The following is a 17355-nucleotide window of genomic DNA, read 5'->3' as shown; positions in this document are numbered from 1 at the left end:
CCCCGGGGGGACTCAGGAGCGGACCGCCTGCCGGGCGGTCCGCTCCGGCTCCGTAGGGCCTTCGGCGCCGATCTCCGGTTCGGCCGGGCTCCCGGAGGACGCCCGAGTCCAGGCGAGCGCGCACAGCAGGCTCGTGACCATGACCAGGGGCATCCGCTGGCGGGCGATGAGGCCGATGTTGGCCATGGTGGTCGCGTAGGCCAGGGCGCTCGGGACCAGGAAGAGCAGCAGGATCAGCAGCGTCCTGCGGTCGTGGCGCCACAGCCGGCGGCCGCCGGCCACGCCGAAGCACAGCAGCGCGTACCACAGGCAGGTGTCGATCTTGCCGAGCTGCAGCGCCAGGCTGCCGGGGGTCCACGGGAACGGGGAGAGCAGCGTGTAGACCAGCTTGGCGCCGAGCGCGCCCCACGGGCTGCCGTCGTCCTCGAAGCCGACGCCCGACCCGTTGTGCCACCCCGAGACGCCGGCGTTGGACATCTGGGCGGCCGGCGACTGCGCGAACTCCAGTTGGTCGCGCATCGCCTCGATCGGCTCGCTCTGCATCACGAAGTCGAACCGGAACAACACGACCATCGCCAGCGCGGTGAGGACGACCAGGCTCCGCAGCGACACCACCTGGCGCAGCCCGCTCAAGCCCAGGGCGAGCGGCAGCAGGCACATGAACGCCATGTAGGGGCGGATGTTCCACAGCGCCCACAACAGGGGAACGAGCGTGAGCAGCTTGCCGAGGGTGCAGCGCCGCGTGAGCGAGACCCCGACGGCCAGGGACGCCACCACGAGCAGCGCGTTCACGCCGTCCTTGTAGGTGTCGGAGGTGTGCAGCAGGAAGCCCGGCATGAAGGCGACCACGACGAGCAGCCAGAACGCGCCCCGGTCGTCCGCGCCGAGCATCCTCGCGAACCTGTACATGACCACGCACAGCACGCACGCCATCAGGGCCATGAGCGCCGCCGAGGCCAGCGGGACGGGGCCGCCGCAGATGTACCGGAGCAGCGCCAGGATGTTGCAGTGCAGCGCGGCCCCGTACAGCCGTCCCGCGGCGTTGACCGTGACGTAGGAGACGCCGTCCCGCCTCCACTGGTCGGCGATCTCCCCCGCCCACAGGTCGTACAGGACGTTGTCGCCGCCGTAGTCGAACAGGGCCCCGCCCTTCAGCGACACGTGGGCGGCCAGGCGGGCCGCGAAGGCGGCCAGCAGCACCGGCAGCACCCGTCTCGCCACCGGCGCGGGGAGGCCCGCGCGGACCACCAGGACCAGGGCCGCGACGATGAGCATGACGATGACGAGTTCCATGAGAACCGGCTCCCCTCCCGCGAGATCACACCCACGGCCGGCGGTCGCGGAACGCCCTGGACGAAGGCAACTCGCACGACGCTAATGCCGCGGCGCGCCGGAAGATCACCGCATCCCCCTGGCCTGGTACGACGATGACCCGCAGCGTGCGGAGTCTTTCCACGGCGCGGGCCGGACGCGCGGCGCCACCCCCGTCACTCCGGCGAACGCGGCGGGTCCCACCCCGCCGGAACGGTCATTTCCCCTTCAATCCATAACTGTGCCTTCGCCGGGTCATACGACGGATTAATCCGAAAACACCGCGGCCGCACACACCGCCGGGCGGATCGCACTCCCTTCCCCGCAAACCGGCCATGAGTGGGTATCGAATGAGGAAACACTTTTGCGGCCACCGCGACGGTGCGGCGAATGGAATAAATGGCGGGCTAGCTTCTTCGACGTGACCCAGGCACACCGCCAAGGAGCGCGCGTGAAGTCCGACAGCCGCATCCGCGTCATGGAGATAATCGCCCGGTTGAACGTCGGAGGGCCGGCGACCCAGATATCCGGGCTCATCGAACGGCTGAACCACCGTGAATTCGACCACCGCCTGTACACCGGGCACGTCGAGGAGGACGAGGCCGACCATCCCGGGCTCGGCGTGCTCGCCGGGCACCCGGACGACCCGGCCCTCCGGGTGCACCGGGTGCACGGGCTCGGCCGGGCGATCAGGCCGTCCGACGACGTGCGCGCCCTCGCCCACCTCGTCGCCGCCATGCGCCGCTTCCGGCCGCACGTCGTGCACACCCGGACGGCCAAGGCGGGAGCCCTCGGCCGGCTCGCCTCCGTGCTGTCGGGGGCCGGCTCCGCCCGGGTGCACACCTTCCACGGCCACCTGCTCGACGGATACTTCACCGGCGCCAAGCGCGCCGCGTACGTCCGCGCCGAGCGGGCGCTGGCCACGGTGTCGCACCGGCTGGTCACGGTCGGCGACCGCGTCCGCGAGGACCTGCTGGCCGCCGGGATCGGCAGGCCCGGCCAGTACGTCGTCATCCCCCCGGGCGTCGGCCTGCGCCCGCCGCCGTCCCGCGAGACGGCCAGGAAGGACCTGGACCTGCCCATGGACGCGCCCGTCGTGGCCTTCCTCGGACGGCTGACCAAGGTGAAACGGCCGGACCGGCTGCTCGCCACGGCCGAGGCCGTCCTCGGATGGGTCCCCGGCTGCCGGTTCGTCGTCTGCGGCGGCGGCGAGCTGCGCGAGGAGACCGAGCGCGCCGCGGCACGGCTTCCCGGGCCGGTGGTGTTCACCGGCTGGCGCGGCGACACCGAGACGGTCTACGCGGCCGCGGACGTCGTCCTGCTCACCTCGGACAACGAGGGCACGCCGCTCACGCTCATCGAGGCGGGCATGGCCGGGGTGCCGGTCGTGGCGACCCGCGTGGGCAGCGTCGGCGAAGTGGTGCTGGACGGCCGGACCGGCCTGCTGGCCGGGCGCGACCCCGCCGAGCTGGCGGGCCACGTCGTGCGGCTGCTCACCGACCCCGGCCTCGCCCGGACGATGGGCGAGGCCGCCCGCCGGTGGACCACCTCCTCCTACGCCGTCGAACGCCTGGTCTCCGACACCGAGGCCCTGTACCGGGCCCTTCACCGGGCGGCCGCGCGCGACCGCCGGCCACAAACCACGGAGGTGGACAGATGAGAGTGCTCGTCACAGGCGGGGCCGGGTTCATCGGCGCGAACGTGTGCCGCGCGCTGGCCGCGCGGCCCGACGTCGAGCGGGTCACGGTCCTGGACGATCTCACCGGCGGGGACCTCGTCAACCTCGCCGGCGTCGACGCCGACTTCGTCATGGGCAGCGTCCTGGACCGCAAGCTGCTGGCCGAGCTGGTCCCCGCCGCCACCACGGTGATCCACCTCGCGGCCGTGCCGTCCGTGCCCAGGTCGCTGAAGGACCCGCTGACCTCGCACGTCGTCAACGCCACCGGCACCGTCAACGTGCTGGAGGCATGCCGGCGCACCGGGCCGCACGTGATCGTCGCCTCGTCGTCCTCGGTGTACGGGGACAGCGCGGCGGCGTTCAAGCACGAGGACCTGCCCGCCCGGCCGCTCAGCCCCTACGGCGCCGGGAAGCTCGCCGCGGAGAGCTACACGCTGGCCTACGGGCACAGCTACGGCCTTCCGGTGCTGGCGTTCCGGTTCTTCAACGTCTACGGGCCGCTGCAACCGGCCGACCACGCCTACGCGGCCGTCGTGCCGGCGTTCGTGTCGGCGGCGCTGCGCGGCGAGCCGGTCCCGATCCACGGCGACGGCACCCAGGCCCGGGACTTCACCTACGTCGAATCCGTGGCCGACGTCCTGGCCGTGGCGTCGGCCCGCGGCGTGACCAGCCCCGTGCCGGTCAATCTCGCGTTCGGCACGCGGGTCTCCCTGCTGGAGCTGAGGGACACGCTCGCGACCGTGCTGGACCGCCCCGTCGAGGCGTCCTTCCTGCCGCCCCGGGCCGGTGACATCCACGACTCGCGGTCCTCGCCCAAGCTGCTCGGAGAACTCTTCCCCGACCTGCGGCCCGTCCCGCTGGAGGAAGGGCTGCGCCGGACGGTGGCCTGGTTCCGGACGTTCACGCGCCCGGTCCCGCACGAGATCGACGCCGCGCTCTGATGGAACACATCCACCGCATCGACCACCAAGGACGTCCTCGCACGCTGACAGGAGCAACCGTGAACGACTCGCCAGGGAAGACCTACCTGATAACCGGCGGGAGCGGGTTCATCGGGTCCCATCTGACCGACTCCCTGCTCGCGCGCGGGGACTCCGTGTGCGTCCTGGACAACCTGTCGACCGGGCGCATCGCCAACATCGAGCACGTCCTCGGTCACCCGCGCCTGCGGTTCGTCCAGGGCTCGGTGCTGGACGAGCTCATCGTCGACGAGCTGGTGCACCGGTGCGACGTCGTCGTCCACCTCGCCGCCGCCGTCGGGGTGAAGCTGATCGTCGACCACCCGCTGCGCTCGCTGACGACCAACATCCGCGGCTCGGAGATCGTGATCGAGGCGGCGCACCGCTACCGCAGGAAGATCCTGATCACCAGCACGAGCGAGATCTACGGGAAGAACTCCAGCGGCCCGCTGTCGGAGCTCTCCGACCGCGTGCTCGGCAGCCCGGCGGTGGTCAGGTGGGCCTACAGCACGGCCAAGGCGGTGGACGAGATCCTCGCCAACGCCTACCACAAGGAACGCGGCCTGCCGACGGTCATCGTGCGGCTGTTCAACACGGTGGGCCCCCGGCAGAGCCCCGCCTACGGGATGGTCATCCCGCGCCTCATCCGGCAGGCGCTCGGCGGCACGCCGCTCACCGTCTTCGGCGACGGCACGCAGACCCGGTGCTTCGCCCACGTGGCCGACGTGGTGGTGGCGCTGCTGGAGCTGCTGGACCGCGAGGAGGCGATCGGCGAGACGTTCAACGTCGGCGCGTCCCACGAGATCACCATCCTGGAACTGGCCAAGATGATCATCGAGCTGACCGGGGCGACCAGCGGGATCGACAACATCCCGTACGCCGAGGCGTACGAGACGGGCTTCGAGGACATGACCCGCCGGGTCCCCGACACCGCGAAGCTGCACGCCCTCACCGGATGGACGCCGCGGCGCACGCTCCTGGACATCCTGCGGGAGACCATCGTCGAGGCCCAGGGCGAACTGGTGGCGTCCCCGCGATGAACGCCTCCACGATCCTCATGACCGGGCTGGCCGGTTTCCTGCTCACCGGGCTCGTGACGGGGCCGCTCGGCCGGCTCGCGATCCGCTGGGGCATCACCGACCGCCCGGGCGGGTACAAGGCGCACGCCCGCCCGATCCCCTACCTCGGGGGTGTCGCGATCATGCTGGGCACCGTCGCCCCCGTGGTCGTCATCGCCGGCCTGGGCGACCTCACGCTCGCCGTGGTGGTCTGCGCCGCCGTCGCCGTGGCGCTGCTCGGCCTGATCGACGACATCGCCCCGCTCTCGCCCTTCGCCCGGCTCGGCGTCGAGTCGGTGGCGGCGGCCGGGGTCGTGCTGAGCGGGCTCCACGCCCCCGTGACCGGCGGCTGGCCGGACGTCCCGCTGACGATCCTGTGGATCGTCCTGATCACCAACTCGTTCAACCTGCTCGACAACCAGGACGGCTCGCTCGGCGCCATCACGGCGGCCGGCGCCGCCCCGCTCGCCGTCACGGCGTTCGTCGCCGGCCGGCCGGCGATCGGCATGCTGCTGACCGCGCTGTGCTGCGCCGGCGTGGGGTTCCTGCTGCACAACTGGACGCCGGCCCGGGTGTTCATGGGCGACTCCGGCTCGCTGTTCATCGGGTTCGTCGTGGCCTGTTCCGCCACGGCGGTGGCGCGGGACCAGAGCCCGGACCAGGTGATCGGGAGCCTGCTCCTGCCCACGTTCGTCGCCACGGTCGACACCGGGGTGGTGCTGCTGTCCCGGGCGCGCGCGGGCCGCCCGCTGCTGCTCGGCGCCACCGACCACCTGTCCCACCGCCTCAACGCGCTCGGTCTCAGCGTCGGGGTCACGACCCTCGTCCTGGCCGGCGCGGCGGTCCTCTCCGGGGCGCTCAACCTGGCGATGACCTTGAATCTCACCCCGCCCCTCATCACCGCGGTCACCGCGGTCGCCGCGGCCATCGTGCTCATCGGGCTCCTGCAGAAGGCGCACGGCCCGGTGCCAGGAACCGCCGGCGAACCCGCCGTCCGCATCACCGAAAGGCGCTGATCCGTGCAAGGCCTCTACTACCTCCGGCTCATCCGCGCGCACTGGGCGATCATCGCGCTGACGCTGATCGCCTCCGCCGCCGTGGCCATGGTCGTCACCGCCAAGACGCCGCCCCGATACCAGGCGCAGATCGACCTGCTGGTGACGGGATACGACAAGGAGGGCAGCCTCGCCACCGCGATCCAGGCGGGCGCGCTCTCCCAGCAGCGGGTGCAGTCGTACGCGAGCCTCGTGTCCAGCCGGCGGGTGGTCGGCCAGATCGCCGGCCCGGGCGAGGTCGCGCGCGTCCAGGCCGGCATCAAGGCCGAGGCCATTCCCATGACCACGCTGATCCGGGTCACGGTCACCGACAGCGAACCCGCCCGCGCGGCGCGGCTGGCCGACAAGCTGGGCGTGGTCTTCCCCCAGGTGATCGACAAACTGGAGCGCCCGAGCCGGTCCAGCCCTTCCACGATCAGGGTGACGGTGGTGGACCAGGCGAGCATCCCGGTCAGGCCGGTCAGCCCGCGTCCGCTGGTCAACCTGCTCGTCGCGGAGCTGATCGCCCTGGCCGCCGTCGTCGGGGCGCTGGTGCTGCGCGATCGCCTGGACACCACCATCAAGACGCCCGAGACGCTGCAGGCCATGTCGAAGAGCCCGACGATCGGGGTGATCGGGCGCGAGCGTGACGCCCAGCGGTACCCATTGATCATCCGCGACCACGGCATCTCGTCCCGGGCCGAGGCGTTCCGGGCGGTGCGCACGAATCTGCAGTTCATCAGCGTCGACCGGCGGCCGCGTTCGCTGGTGGTCACCAGTTGCCTGGCCGGGGAGGGCAAGACCTCGATCGCGGTCAACCTCGCCATCGTGCTCGCCCAGGCCGACTGGCGGGTGGCGATCGTGGACGCCGACCTGCGCCGTCCCCGGGTCGCCGCCCAGTTCGGCCTCGAAGGATCGGCGGGGCTCACCGACGTGCTGATCGGCTCGGCCGCGCTGGAGGACGTGGCCCAGACCTGGGGGCCGCCGTCCCTCACCGTGCTGCCGAGCGGGCGGATCCCGCCGAACCCCAGCGAACTGCTCAACTCCGACGGGATGCGCAAGCTCCTGGCCACGCTCACCGACACTTACGACATCGTCATCATCGACACTCCCCCGCTGCTGCCGGTGACCGACGCCGCCTCGCTGGCCGCCATCTGCGACAGCACCCTGCTCATCGCCCGGCACGGCAGGACGCGCACGGGGCACATCGCGCGCGCGACCGAGCTGCTGTCGTCGATCAACGCCCGCGTGGTGGGAGGCGTGCTGAACCACGTGCCCGCCAAGACCAAGCACACCTACGGATACGACGGCTCCTACCAGCCGGTGCAGGACGGGCCGCTCCGGCCGGCCGAGGTCGGAGCGGCCGCGGCGGTCAGCGTCTCCAGCAGTGCCGACAGTCCCTCGGCGATCCGCCGGGCGGCCGACCTGTAGGCGCGGCCCGGTCCGCCGTAGGGATCCGCCACGTCGGGTTCCTCCACGCGGACCAGCCCGCGCAGCGCCCGCGCCCGGGCGAGCAGGAGGTGGGCCCGCATCGCCGGGCCCCCCGCCCGGGCGAGGTCCGCACGGGACCGCGCCGGCACGGCCCCGGCCAGCGCCCCGAACTCGGCGATGGTGAAGGCCCGGCCGGAGATCCGCGGGCACTTCTGGACCACGGCCGCGCGGTGCGCGGTCGTGGCGGTCAGCACCAGGTCGGCCTCCTCCAGCATCCGCGAGGTGACCCGGCGCGAGGCGAACCCCGAAGGGTCGCCGCCCAGCCTCTCCAGCGCGCGCGCCGCCCCGCGGGCCATCGGCCGTCCGGGCACGGCGCACACGCCGGCGCTCGCCACGACGACGGGTGAGCCCGCGCCAAGCGCGGCGCGGGCGTACCGCTCGGCGATCGGGGAGCGGCAGATGTTGGCGGTGCAGACGAACAGCAGGCGGAAGCCCTCCTCGCGCGGCGCGGGGCACCACGGGTCAGGGCGGGCAGCCATGCCGATCCTGGTCGACCCGGCTCTGCTGGGGACGGGCCAAGGGCTGCGCCGGGACCACGGGAGCCGCCCCGGAGGCCGGCTCCACGAGGTCGAGCTCCCACGTCCTGGACTGCCCGGGCGCGAGTTCCAGGAGGATGGAGTGGACCGGGTGGGACCTCTCGGTCTCCGTGCGGGCCCAGACGGTGCGGCCGTCCACCCGGGTCCCGGTGAGCTCGCTGCCCACCCCGGCGTACAGCGACACCCACAGCAGGTTGGAGCCGGGCGCGTGCGGCCGGTCGGGGCTGTCCAGCCTGCCGGTGACATAGGACGGCAGCGCCACGCCGGGCACGTCGTTGGTGAGCCGGACCCGCACGCGCGACGACCGCCGGCCGCCCCGGCAGGGGCCCAGCGTGTATTCCACCGAGCGGTTCAGGTAGTAGTCCAGCTTGCCGCCGGCCGAGTTGTTGACCACGAGCCCGGCGTACGGCCCCGGTCGCCGCGGCAGCACGCCGCCGAGCGCGGTGCCGGACAGGCGGCGCTGCTCGGCGGCGTGGCGGCTCCAGATCTGGAGCCTGCGCTCCTCGGCCATGGGCTTCAGCACGGGCAGCAGGTGGGAGGGCGCAGGGAACGCCTTGGGCAGCGCCTCGCCGACGGCCGCGGCGATCGCGATGAGGAAGCGCTTGCGGCGCACGGGGTCGGGATAGCGCGCGTAGGCCGCGCGCTCGGTCAGGTCGACGACGTTGGAGGCGGTCACCCGCTCCCCGCCCGGCAGCGTGACCGGCCCGATCACGGCGAGCACGTAGGACAGGCCGACCGGGTCGATCGCGAGGGCGCCGTCCAGCCGCCGGCCGGTCTTCCGCTCCCATAGCGCGGTCCAGGTGCCGGCGGCGTAGGGGAAGTGCGGGGAGAGGTTGGAGACCGAGAGGAGCGTGGCCGCGCCCTCGCCGTACCGCTCGCGGAACGCGGGGCCGTGGTCGACGACGGGGCGGGCCCCGGGGGTGAGGTCGTTGTTGGCTGCCAGCCGCGTGACGCGGACACGGCCGTGGTCGGCGGACAGGATGCCGAAGGCGCCGACGAGACCGCCGGTCCCCCGCGATTCCGCGTTGGTCTGGAAGGCCAGGAAGTAGCGGCGCGGGCCGTCGCCGCCGAGCATGGGGGGCAGCAGCTCCGCGGCGGTCGCCGCGGAGCCGATCCAGCCGCGCAGCCGGTCCAGCTCGGACAGGAGCCTGCCCCGCGCCTCGTCCAGGGAGGCGACCCGGGTGCGGGCGGGAGTGGCGGCCAGGTGGTCGCGGGCCCGGGTGAGCCGGGCGGCGGCGCCGTGCAGGACCGGGGCCGCCGTCCTGAGACCGTTCAGGAGCCGGTCGGCGTCGTCGGCGCCGGAACCGGCGGTGAGGAGGGACGCGCCGACCCCTTGGACGCCGGTCAGCACGCCGGTGACCTCGGCGGCCGACGCGGCGATCCCGCGCACGGTCGTGGCGCCGTCCCCCACCAGAGGCAGGTGGGTGAGCAGCGCCCAGTCGGCGCGGGAGGTGAGGCGCCGCGCCTCGGCCGCGTGACGCTGGGCGTCCGCCAGCGTCACGCGGATCCGGGCGAGGTCACGGGCGCTCATCACCGCGCGCAGGTGCACCAGGGCGTCCCTGGTCGCCTGCAGGTGGTCGCGCACGCTCAGCCCGGCATACGCCGACCAGCCCCCGTACGACGTCAGGACGAGAACCGGCAGGAGCGCGGCGGCGGCGACGCGCCGGCGCCTTCTAGCGCGCACCAGTGGATCGGCGGCGCCGCATGGAGATCAGGACACCGGCGGCTCCGGAGACCAGCAGGGCCCCGCCGACTCCGGCCAGCGCGGCCACGGGCGCGCCGGTGAAGGGGAGCTGCTTGCCGGCGTGCTGCTCGGCCGCGTGCTCCTCGCCGCCGGCCTTCGGTCCGCCGGCCGCGTGCGCCTCCGCGCCCGCGCCCCCGTGTCCCTCGTGGTGGTCGGACTCGTGGCCTCCGCCGCCGCCGTTGGAGGAGTCTTCAAGGGCGAGCACCTTGTCGGCCCTGATGATCTCCTGGTCGTTCCCGGAGTCGTGGTGGTGCCTGTCGTCGACGACATCGTCCTTCTTGTTCCTGGCGTCGAACTCGTCGTCCACGGCGTCCTCGTCATGGTGCCGCTTGCATTCCGAGCGGTGGCGGGTGACGACGTTGCTCGGCGCCGACACTTCGCCCGCCGCGTTCCGTGCCCTGACGAAGTACGAGACCGTGTCGCAGAACCGGCGCCGGTTCAGGTAGGTCAGGACGGTGCCGGGCACCGTGGCGATCAGCCGGAACGGCGAGCCGGTGGCGTAGATGTCGTAGGCGACCACGCCGGGGCGCGGCGGGTAAGGGTCGCCCCCGGGCGGATCCCACCGCAGCCTGATGAGGTTGGCGGTGATCTGGACGAGCCGCAGATTCCTCGGTGCGTTCGGAGGCACGGCCGGGACACGGGACACGGACTGCTCCACGTGCGCGACGGGCCCCGCGGCGGCCGACGCGGTGACGACGGTTGCCGCCGACGCGGTTCCCGACCCGGTCACCCCGGTCAGAATCAATGCCACAAACATAGGTATGGTGCGTTTCCCAGCCATTCAGACTCTCCGATGGGCGCGTTTCCGGCTGTGGGAGACATCGCCCGTAAGCCGAGCGAGATGTCGACGCAACCGTTCTATGCACCTAAGCGGGACGTCAGGCGTCCGGCGCACCGGTTTTGCGGAACCATCGCCTTCCCGTTCCGCCTTCCTTGAACGCGAAGAGCCCCCGCCGTGGGAGGGGTACACGGCGGGGGCTCTCCGCAGGGATGGAGAAGTGGTCTGTAGCGCCTCAGCGGCCGACGTTGGCGGGGTGGCCGACGGCCAGGCCGCTGTCGGTGTCGAAGAAGTGCAGGTTGTGGACGTCCACGGCGAGCTCGATGTTCTGGCCGGGGCGGACGTGGCTGCGGGAGTTCACGCGGGCGGTCCACAGCGACTTGTCGCCGACCAGGGGCAGCGCGGCCTCGTCGTCCTCGTTGTCCTGGGCGGCGACGGTGTCGCGGTGCTCGACCGGCGGGGCGTCGATGAGGAACAGCACGTTGATCTCGCTGCCCAGCTCCTCGGTGACCTCCGCGCGGGCGGGGAAGCGCGCCCAGCCGCCGGCGCCGCCGTTGGCCGCCGCGGCGTCCTCGAAGTCGGAGGGGCGGATGCCGAGGATCAGCTTCTTGCCCAGGTACTGGTCAAGGCCCGGCTTCTCGGCGAACGTCGAGTCGGGCACCGGGAGCCGGTGGCCGCCGAACACCACGGCGGCGCCGCCGTCGCCGCGCACGAGCTCGGCGTTGACGAAGTTCATGGACGGGGAGCCCATGAAGCCGGCGACGAACAGGTTGACCGGGCTGTCGAAGAGGTTCTGCGGGGTGTCGACCTGCTGCAGGATGCCGTCGCGCAGCACGCAGACCCGGTCGCCGAGGGTCATGGCCTCGACCTGGTCGTGGGTGACGTACACCGTGGTGACGCCGAGGCGCTCGTGCAAAGTGTTGAGCGAGGCGCGCATGGAGACGCGGAGCTTGGCGTCCAGGTTGGACAGCGGCTCGTCCATGAGGAACGCCTGCGGCTCGCGGACGATCGCGCGGCCCATCGCGACGCGCTGGCGCTGGCCGCCGGACAGGGCGGCGGGCTTGCGCTTGAGGTACTGGTCGAGGCCGAGCATCTTGGCGGCCTCCTGAACGCGCTTGGCGATCTCGGCCTTGGGCATCTTGCGAAGCTTGAGGCCGAACGCCAGGTTCTCCTCCACCGTCATGTGCGGGTAGAGGGCGTAGTTCTGGAAGACCATCGCGATGTCGCGGTCCTTCGGCGGCAGGTGGTTGACCACCCGGTCGCCGATGGAGATCTCGCCGCCGCTGATGTCCTCAAGTCCGGCGATCATGCGCAGCGCGGTGGACTTGCCACATCCCGACGGGCCCACGAGCACCATGAACTCGCCGTCCCTGATCTCCAGGTTGAGGCCGTTCACGGCCTTCACTCCGCCGGCGTAGATCTTGTCGACGTTGCGCAGAACGATTGATGCCATGGCAGTCCTTCGTGCGTCCGGGGTGCCGCCGGATGTGGATACGTTTTCATGAATCTCATCTGAACCGGACATCTCTGTCAAGCCCTCCAGAAAAATAGGCGCTTCACCTCTTCGGATGCCGGTGCGGGCTTGGCCGACCCATGGAAACCATGATGGAATCGTTTCCATGCGGATGAGCGAGCAGCGGCGTACGACGATCAAGGACGTGGCCGAGGCGGCGGAGGTCGGGGTCGCGACCGTGTCGCGGGTGCTGTCGGGAGGGTCGGCGAGCCCGGCGACGCGCGAGAAGGTCCTGGCCGCCGCGGCGCGGCTCGACTACCGCCCGAGCGCGCTCGGCCGCAACCTCCGCCGCAGGCGGACCGGCGGCATCGGCCTGCTCGTGCCGGACATCACCGACACCTTCTACGCCCGGCTGGCCGACGGCGTGCTCACCTGCGCGCAGGCGGCGGGCGAACCGGTGATGATCGGCGCCACCCGCGACGACCCCGAGCGGGAGGCCGAGCTGATCGGCTCCCTCATCGAGGAGAGCGTGGAACGCGTGATCGCCGTGCCCTCCGGCGACGGCGAGATGTGGGGCCCGGCCTTCCGCGCCGGGCTGAGCGTCGTGTTCGCCGAGCGGCCGGTCCGGGGACGCGAGGACGTCCCCGCCGTCGTGGCCGACGACCGCTCCGGCATGCGCACGGCGGTCGAGTACCTGGCCGGGCTCGGCCACCGCCGCGTCGCCTTCCTCGCGCGGCACGGCCAGGAGCAGCGGGTGCGGGGCTTCCGCGAGGCGATGGCCGCGCTCGGGCTGCCGGTCGAGGAGGAGCTGATCGTGCGGGCGCGCGCCACCCGCGACTCGGCCTACGCGGCGGCGGCCGGGCTCCTGCAGCACCGCACCGACCTGACGGCGGTGCTGGCCGGCGGCAACATGCTCGGCGAGGCCGCCGTGCTCGCGGCACGCGAGCTCGACCTGCGCGTGCCGCGCGACGTCTCACTGATCATGTTCGACGACGTGCCGTGGGCGGAGCTGTGCTCCCCCCCGCTCACGGTGATCTCGCAGCCCGCCCAGGACATGGGCTACCGCGCGGCCGAGCTGGTGCTGCGCGAGGGCCGCCGCACGCGGGGGGTGACGCTGCCCACCGAGCTGATCGTCAGGGGCAGCTGCGCGGCGCGGCGCTAGCCGAGCGCCTTCTCCACCGCCCCGGTCACCGCCGCGTCCCCGGGCTCGGTGCGCGGGCGGAAGCGGGCGACCGCCTCGCCGTCCCTGCCGATCAGGAACTTCTCGAAGTTCCACTGGACGTCGCCCGCGGCGCCCTCGGCGTCGGGCAGCTCCACCAGCGCGGCGTACAGCGGGTGACGGTCCTCGCCGTTGACGTCCGCCTTCTCCAGCAGGGGGAAGTCCACGCCGTAGGTGACGGAGCAGAACTCCTGGATCTCCTCGGCCGTCCCGGGCTCCTGCCCCGCGAACTGGTTGCACGGCACGCCGACGACGGTGAACCCGCGCGGCCCGTAGCGTCCCTGGAGCTCGACCAGCCCGGTGTACTGAGGGGTCAGACCGCACTTGGACGCCACGTTGACCAGCAGGACGACCTTGTCGCCGGCCAGCCGGCCGAGCGTCGTCGGCGCGCCGTCCAGCGTGCGCACCGGAATATCCCGAAGACTCATGAAGCCACCCTAAGGGGGCATCGGTTCGGAGCGCGGCTCGCCGTGAGCCAATTCACCACACCGCCTGTGTCGTGGGCCTGGCCCGCGCCAAACCTCAACGCGGCGGCATTTCCCGGCCACGCCCGGCTCATCTCCCGCGCGGCGCGCGCCAACCAGGCCCCGCGAGACGGCAGAGATGTCATGCCCCGATGGCAAACATCCGCCCGGAGCGTGTCGCGGAACACCGGCGGCGCGCGGGGCACCGATTAGAAACCGCCCTAGAACACGTCGCGGCGCCTTCCGGGAGACAGCTTCGCCCTGTCTTCAACAGACTCCGGAACGGCCGCGCGGACGTCGCACGCCTGGAGCCACCGGCGCGCGACGAGAGCGGCCGCCCCTGGCGGCCCCCTCCGCACGCGACCCGATGAATAGGACAGATTTGGACAGTAAACGCGCTATTCATGGCGCCGTCGCCGCGCTCATCGCCACGGTCGCCGTCAACGCGGCGATGGCGGGCGCGGCCCAGGCCACCGCCGGAGTCGACGGCCCGGCGGGCACCGTCACGGAGACGGCACAGGCGGCCCTGGTCCCCGAGGGGACCCCCGCCGTCGAAGCCGGGCCCTCGATCGCCGGGCCCGCCGAGGCCGCTCAGCCCACTCAGCCCGTCGAGGCCGCCCACTCCGCGGAGACGGCGCAGGCGGTGGGCACGGCCCACGCGGGCGGGGTGGCCCCGGGTGCGCGACACGAGGCGGCCCAGCAGGTCTACACCGCGTACGCCGCCTATGCGAAGGCCTACGCGGCGTACGTCGAGCAGATGGACAAGTCCGCGCGGGAGACGGCGGCCGTCCCGGCGGAGAGGCCGGCGACGGGCGCGGCGCACACGGGCGCCGAACCACCGGCCCGCCCGGTGTGGACCCGCGCGGGCGCGGTGCGGCTGCCGGCGACCACGCCGGCGACAACCCCGGCGAAGGCGGCGGGAAAGGCCGCCGTACCGGGCGCGAAGGCCACCGCGAAGACCGTCACGGCGGCCAAGGCCACCACGGCGGGCAGAGCGGCGGCGAAGGGCAAGGCCACCAGAGCCGTCAGAGCCGCCAAAGCGGCCAAGGCGCTCCGGCCCGCGGCCAAGGTCACCACCAGGACCACCGCGAAGGCGCCCGCCACGGCGAAGGTCGGGACCAGGACCACCGCCAGGACGCCCGCCGCCCAGGCCACCACCAAGGCCGCCAAGGCACCCGCGGCCCCGGCCACCACCAAGGCCGCCGTCCAGGCGCCGGCCACGGCCAAGGCACCGGCGACGGCCGCGTGGCAGGCGCCCTACCGGGTGCATCGCCGCGTGTGGACGACCAGCGCGCGCCCGGCCGTGAAGGTGTGGGCGCCACAGACGCCCAAGGGCAGGAACAAGGCGATCGCCTACCGCATGGTCACCCGGCGCGCCTGGCCGGTGACGCAGTTCCACTGCCTGGACAGCCTGTGGACCCGGGAGAGCAACTGGAACCACCGGGCGCAGAACCCCTCGTCCGGCGCCTACGGGATCCCGCAGGCGCTGCCGGGGAACAAGATGGTCGGCGTCGGGCACGACTGGCGTGTCAACCCGGCGACCCAGATCCGGTGGGGTCTGAAGTACATCCGGGGGCGCTACGGCTCCCCCTGCGGCGCGTGGGGCCACTTCCGGTCGCACAACTGGTACTGACAGCGCCGCGCGCGAGTGCCCAGGGGAAGGGAGCACTCCGGCGCCCGGGGGATCACCCCCGGGCGCTTCCCTTGCGCGCGGCCCCGGCGGCCTCCCCGCCGCTCCGCGCCTCTTCCTCCGCGGAGCGCTCCTCCGCCTCCGCGTCCCGGGCGGCCGCCCTCACCTCTTGCAGGCGGTCGGCGGCGGCCCGGATGAGCATGTCGAGCCCGAACTCGAACGAGTCCTCGTGGTCGCAGGAGCCGAGCAGCGGCGCCAGCCTGCCGACCTCGGGGAACAGCGCGGGGTCGGCCACAGGGGTCTTGTCCTGGCCCTGCGCGGGCGCGAAGGTGGGCGTGACGCCGACCTCGCGCAGCAGCGAGCCGATGATGTAGGCGATGAACGTGCGCAGCAGCCGCACGGCGTCCTCGCCGCCGAAGCCCGCCTCGCGCAGCGTGACCAGGGCGTGCTCCACCGGCAGGATGCCCGCGGGCGACCTGAGCTGGCGGCTGATGACGACCATGGTGGAGCGCGGGTAGTGGTGCGCGATCTGCCGGAAGGCCCTGGCCTGGGCACGGACGCGCTCGGTCCACTCGGCCGTGGGGTCGTCGGTGAACTCGATCCGCGAGTACACGCTCTCGGCCACGGCGTCGAGCAGCGCGGCCTTGTTGGGCACGTGGTTGTAGAGCGACATGACCCCCGCCCCGAGATCGGCCGCGATGCGCCGCATCGAGATCGCGTCGGCGCCCTCCCGCTCGATGAGGTCGATGGCCGCGGCGACGATGCGGGCTCGGGTGAGGGGTTCGGGCATGAGTGCGTCGTCTCCTCGCGCATTGACGTACGTACAGCGTACGTGTCACTCTCCCAAGAGCACGTACGGTGTACGTCCCCCTCTGGAGGTCCTGTGTCGACGCACGAGATCTACACCATCCCCGCGGAGCTTTCGACCTGGGATGTGACGATGGCCGGTTCTTCCCGTTTCACCTGGGAATACGATGAAGGCCGCGATCGGATGCTGGCCCTGTACCAGAAGGGCAAGGACAAGCAGTGGGACTCGGTCAAGCGCATCGACTGGGGCCTGGAGGTCGACCCCTACGACGTGCTGGGCCTCCCCGACACGTCGATCGCCATCTATGACACCCCGTTGTGGCACAAGATGGACGAGAACAACCGCAGGGAGGTCAGGCGGCACGGCGCGTCGTGGCAGTTCTCGCAGTTCCTGCACGGCGAGCAGGGCGCGATGATCTGCTCGGCCCGCATCGTGGAGTCGGTGCCCGACCTGGACTCCAAGTTCTACGCCGCCACCCAGACCATGGACGAGGCCCGGCACGCCGAGACCTACGCCCGCTTCCTGCAGGAGAAGGTCGGCATCGCCTACCCGATCAACAAGCACCTCAAGGCGCTGCTGGACGACACGCTGAGCGACGCGCGCTGGGACATGCCCTACCTCGGCATGCAGGTGCTGATCGAGGGCCTGGCCCTGGCCGCGTTCGGCGTGATGCGCGACATCACCACCAAGCCGCTGCCCAAGCAGATCCTCGCCTACGTCATGCAGGACGAGGCCCGGCACGTCGCCTTCGGCCGCATGGCCCTGCGCGACTACTACAAGCAGCTCTCCGACGCCGAGCTGCGCGAGCGCGAGGACTTCGTCATCGAGGGCTGCTACCTGATGCGCGACCGGCTGCGCGGCGTCGAGCAGTGGGAGAACCTCGGCCTGTCGCCGCAGGAGGTCAAGGACGCGATGAAGGCCGTGGACGAGTCGCAGTACCTCCGGCTCTTCCGTTCCCTGTTGTTCAGCCGCATCGTGCCCTGCGTCAAGGACATCGGCCTGTGGAGCGAGCGGCTGCAGAAGGCGTACGCCGACATGGGCGTGCTGGACATGGCGGGTCAGAACCTGGACGCGCTGATGCGGCAGGACGAGGAGATCGCCGACCGCCTCGACACCGAGCGGTTCGCCGCCGAGGAGGCCGAGCGGGCCGCCGAGGTCGCCGCCACGGTCGAGCTCGGCGCCTCCGGCTGAT

15 protein-coding genes are annotated in these 17355 nt (G+C 72.3%); 8 read left to right on the top strand and 7 right to left on the bottom strand.

Going from position 1 to position 17355, the window contains the following annotated elements; translation table 11 throughout:
- Window positions 1-12 precede the first annotated feature (12 nt).
- Complete coding sequence (locus tag BJ981_RS31310; protein WP_184616994.1) at window positions 13-1293, bottom strand: hypothetical protein; 1281 nt, start codon at window positions 1291-1293, stop codon at window positions 13-15.
- Between the two features lie 469 nt (window positions 1294-1762).
- Here BJ981_RS31310 and BJ981_RS31305 point away from each other — a divergent pair, with 469 nt between their 5' ends.
- Genes BJ981_RS31305 through BJ981_RS39515 form a run of 5 tightly spaced genes read left to right on the top strand, consistent with a single transcriptional unit; the run spans window position 1763 to window position 7471 of the window.
- Window positions 1763-2971, top strand: coding sequence for a glycosyltransferase (locus BJ981_RS31305; protein ID WP_184616993.1), 1209 nt, complete (start codon window positions 1763-1765; stop codon window positions 2969-2971).
- Window positions 2968-3930, top strand: a complete 963-nt coding sequence (locus tag BJ981_RS31300; protein WP_184616992.1) for an NAD-dependent epimerase/dehydratase family protein — start codon at window positions 2968-2970, stop codon at window positions 3928-3930. Before BJ981_RS31305 ends, BJ981_RS31300 begins: the two co-directional genes overlap by 4 nt.
- Before the next feature lie 59 nt (window positions 3931-3989).
- Window positions 3990-4988: a GDP-mannose 4,6-dehydratase gene (locus tag BJ981_RS31295; RefSeq protein ID WP_239139255.1), complete on the top strand. Its 999-nt coding sequence runs from the start codon at window positions 3990-3992 to the stop codon at window positions 4986-4988.
- On the top strand, window positions 4985-6022 hold the full coding sequence (locus BJ981_RS31290; protein WP_184616990.1) for a glycosyltransferase family 4 protein: 1038 nt from the start codon (window positions 4985-4987) through the stop codon (window positions 6020-6022). The genes BJ981_RS31295 and BJ981_RS31290 overlap by 4 nt, the downstream gene beginning before the upstream one ends.
- 3 nt (window positions 6023-6025) lie before the next feature.
- Entirely contained in the window at window positions 6026-7471 is a 1446-nt protein-coding gene (locus BJ981_RS39515; RefSeq protein ID WP_184616989.1) for a tyrosine-protein kinase domain-containing protein, read from the top strand.
- Here the strand turns inward: BJ981_RS39515 and BJ981_RS31280 are convergent.
- The 4 genes from BJ981_RS31280 to BJ981_RS31265 all read right to left on the bottom strand — a co-directional run bounded on the left by BJ981_RS31280 (window position 7354) and on the right by BJ981_RS31265 (window position 12042).
- Window positions 7354-8010, bottom strand: coding sequence for an arsenate reductase/protein-tyrosine-phosphatase family protein (locus tag BJ981_RS31280; RefSeq protein WP_184616988.1), 657 nt, complete (start codon window positions 8008-8010; stop codon window positions 7354-7356). The genes BJ981_RS39515 and BJ981_RS31280 overlap by 118 nt on opposite strands.
- Complete coding sequence (locus BJ981_RS31275; protein ID WP_184616987.1) at window positions 7994-9751, bottom strand: DUF4012 domain-containing protein; 1758 nt, start codon at window positions 9749-9751, stop codon at window positions 7994-7996. Before BJ981_RS31275 ends, BJ981_RS31280 begins: the two co-directional genes overlap by 17 nt.
- On the bottom strand, window positions 9741-10562 hold the full coding sequence (locus BJ981_RS31270) for a fibronectin type III domain-containing protein (protein ID WP_184616986.1): 822 nt from the start codon (window positions 10560-10562) through the stop codon (window positions 9741-9743). Before BJ981_RS31270 ends, BJ981_RS31275 begins: the two co-directional genes overlap by 11 nt.
- A gap of 262 nt (window positions 10563-10824) precedes the next feature.
- On the bottom strand, window positions 10825-12042 hold the full coding sequence (locus BJ981_RS31265; protein ID WP_184616985.1) for an ABC transporter ATP-binding protein: 1218 nt from the start codon (window positions 12040-12042) through the stop codon (window positions 10825-10827).
- Between the two features lie 166 nt (window positions 12043-12208).
- Here BJ981_RS31265 and BJ981_RS31260 point away from each other — a divergent pair, with 166 nt between their 5' ends.
- The gene (locus BJ981_RS31260; protein ID WP_239139256.1) at window positions 12209-13204 is read left to right on the top strand and encodes a LacI family DNA-binding transcriptional regulator; all 996 of its coding nucleotides are present in this window, start codon (window positions 12209-12211) and stop codon (window positions 13202-13204) included.
- Here the strand turns inward: BJ981_RS31260 and BJ981_RS31255 are convergent.
- Window positions 13201-13689 (bottom strand): glutathione peroxidase, encoded by a 489-nt coding sequence (locus BJ981_RS31255; RefSeq protein WP_184616984.1) that lies wholly within the window; start codon window positions 13687-13689, stop codon window positions 13201-13203. The two genes, BJ981_RS31260 and BJ981_RS31255, sit on opposite strands and share 4 nt — an antisense overlap.
- Before the next feature lie 418 nt (window positions 13690-14107).
- Here BJ981_RS31255 and BJ981_RS39725 point away from each other — a divergent pair, with 418 nt between their 5' ends.
- Complete coding sequence (locus tag BJ981_RS39725; RefSeq protein ID WP_372436908.1) at window positions 14108-15358, top strand: aggregation-promoting factor C-terminal-like domain-containing protein; 1251 nt, start codon at window positions 14108-14110, stop codon at window positions 15356-15358.
- Window positions 15359-15410: 52 nt separating this feature from the next.
- On the opposite strand, the gene BJ981_RS31245 is transcribed toward BJ981_RS39725, so the two are convergent.
- Window positions 15411-16145 (bottom strand): TetR/AcrR family transcriptional regulator, encoded by a 735-nt coding sequence (locus tag BJ981_RS31245; RefSeq protein WP_184616983.1) that lies wholly within the window; start codon window positions 16143-16145, stop codon window positions 15411-15413.
- Window positions 16146-16238: 93 nt separating this feature from the next.
- Here BJ981_RS31245 and BJ981_RS31240 point away from each other — a divergent pair, with 93 nt between their 5' ends.
- Entirely contained in the window at window positions 16239-17354 is a 1116-nt protein-coding gene (locus BJ981_RS31240; protein ID WP_184616982.1) for a ferritin-like domain-containing protein, read from the top strand.
- The last annotated feature ends 1 nt before the right edge of the window (window position 17355 follow it).

It is taken from the genome of Sphaerisporangium krabiense (assembly GCF_014200435.1).
In the GTDB taxonomy this organism is placed as follows: Bacteria; Actinomycetota; Actinomycetes; order Streptosporangiales; family Streptosporangiaceae; genus Sphaerisporangium; species Sphaerisporangium krabiense.
Note: the sequence above shows the minus strand (reverse complement) of the source record. Positions and strands in the feature narration are given on the sequence as shown.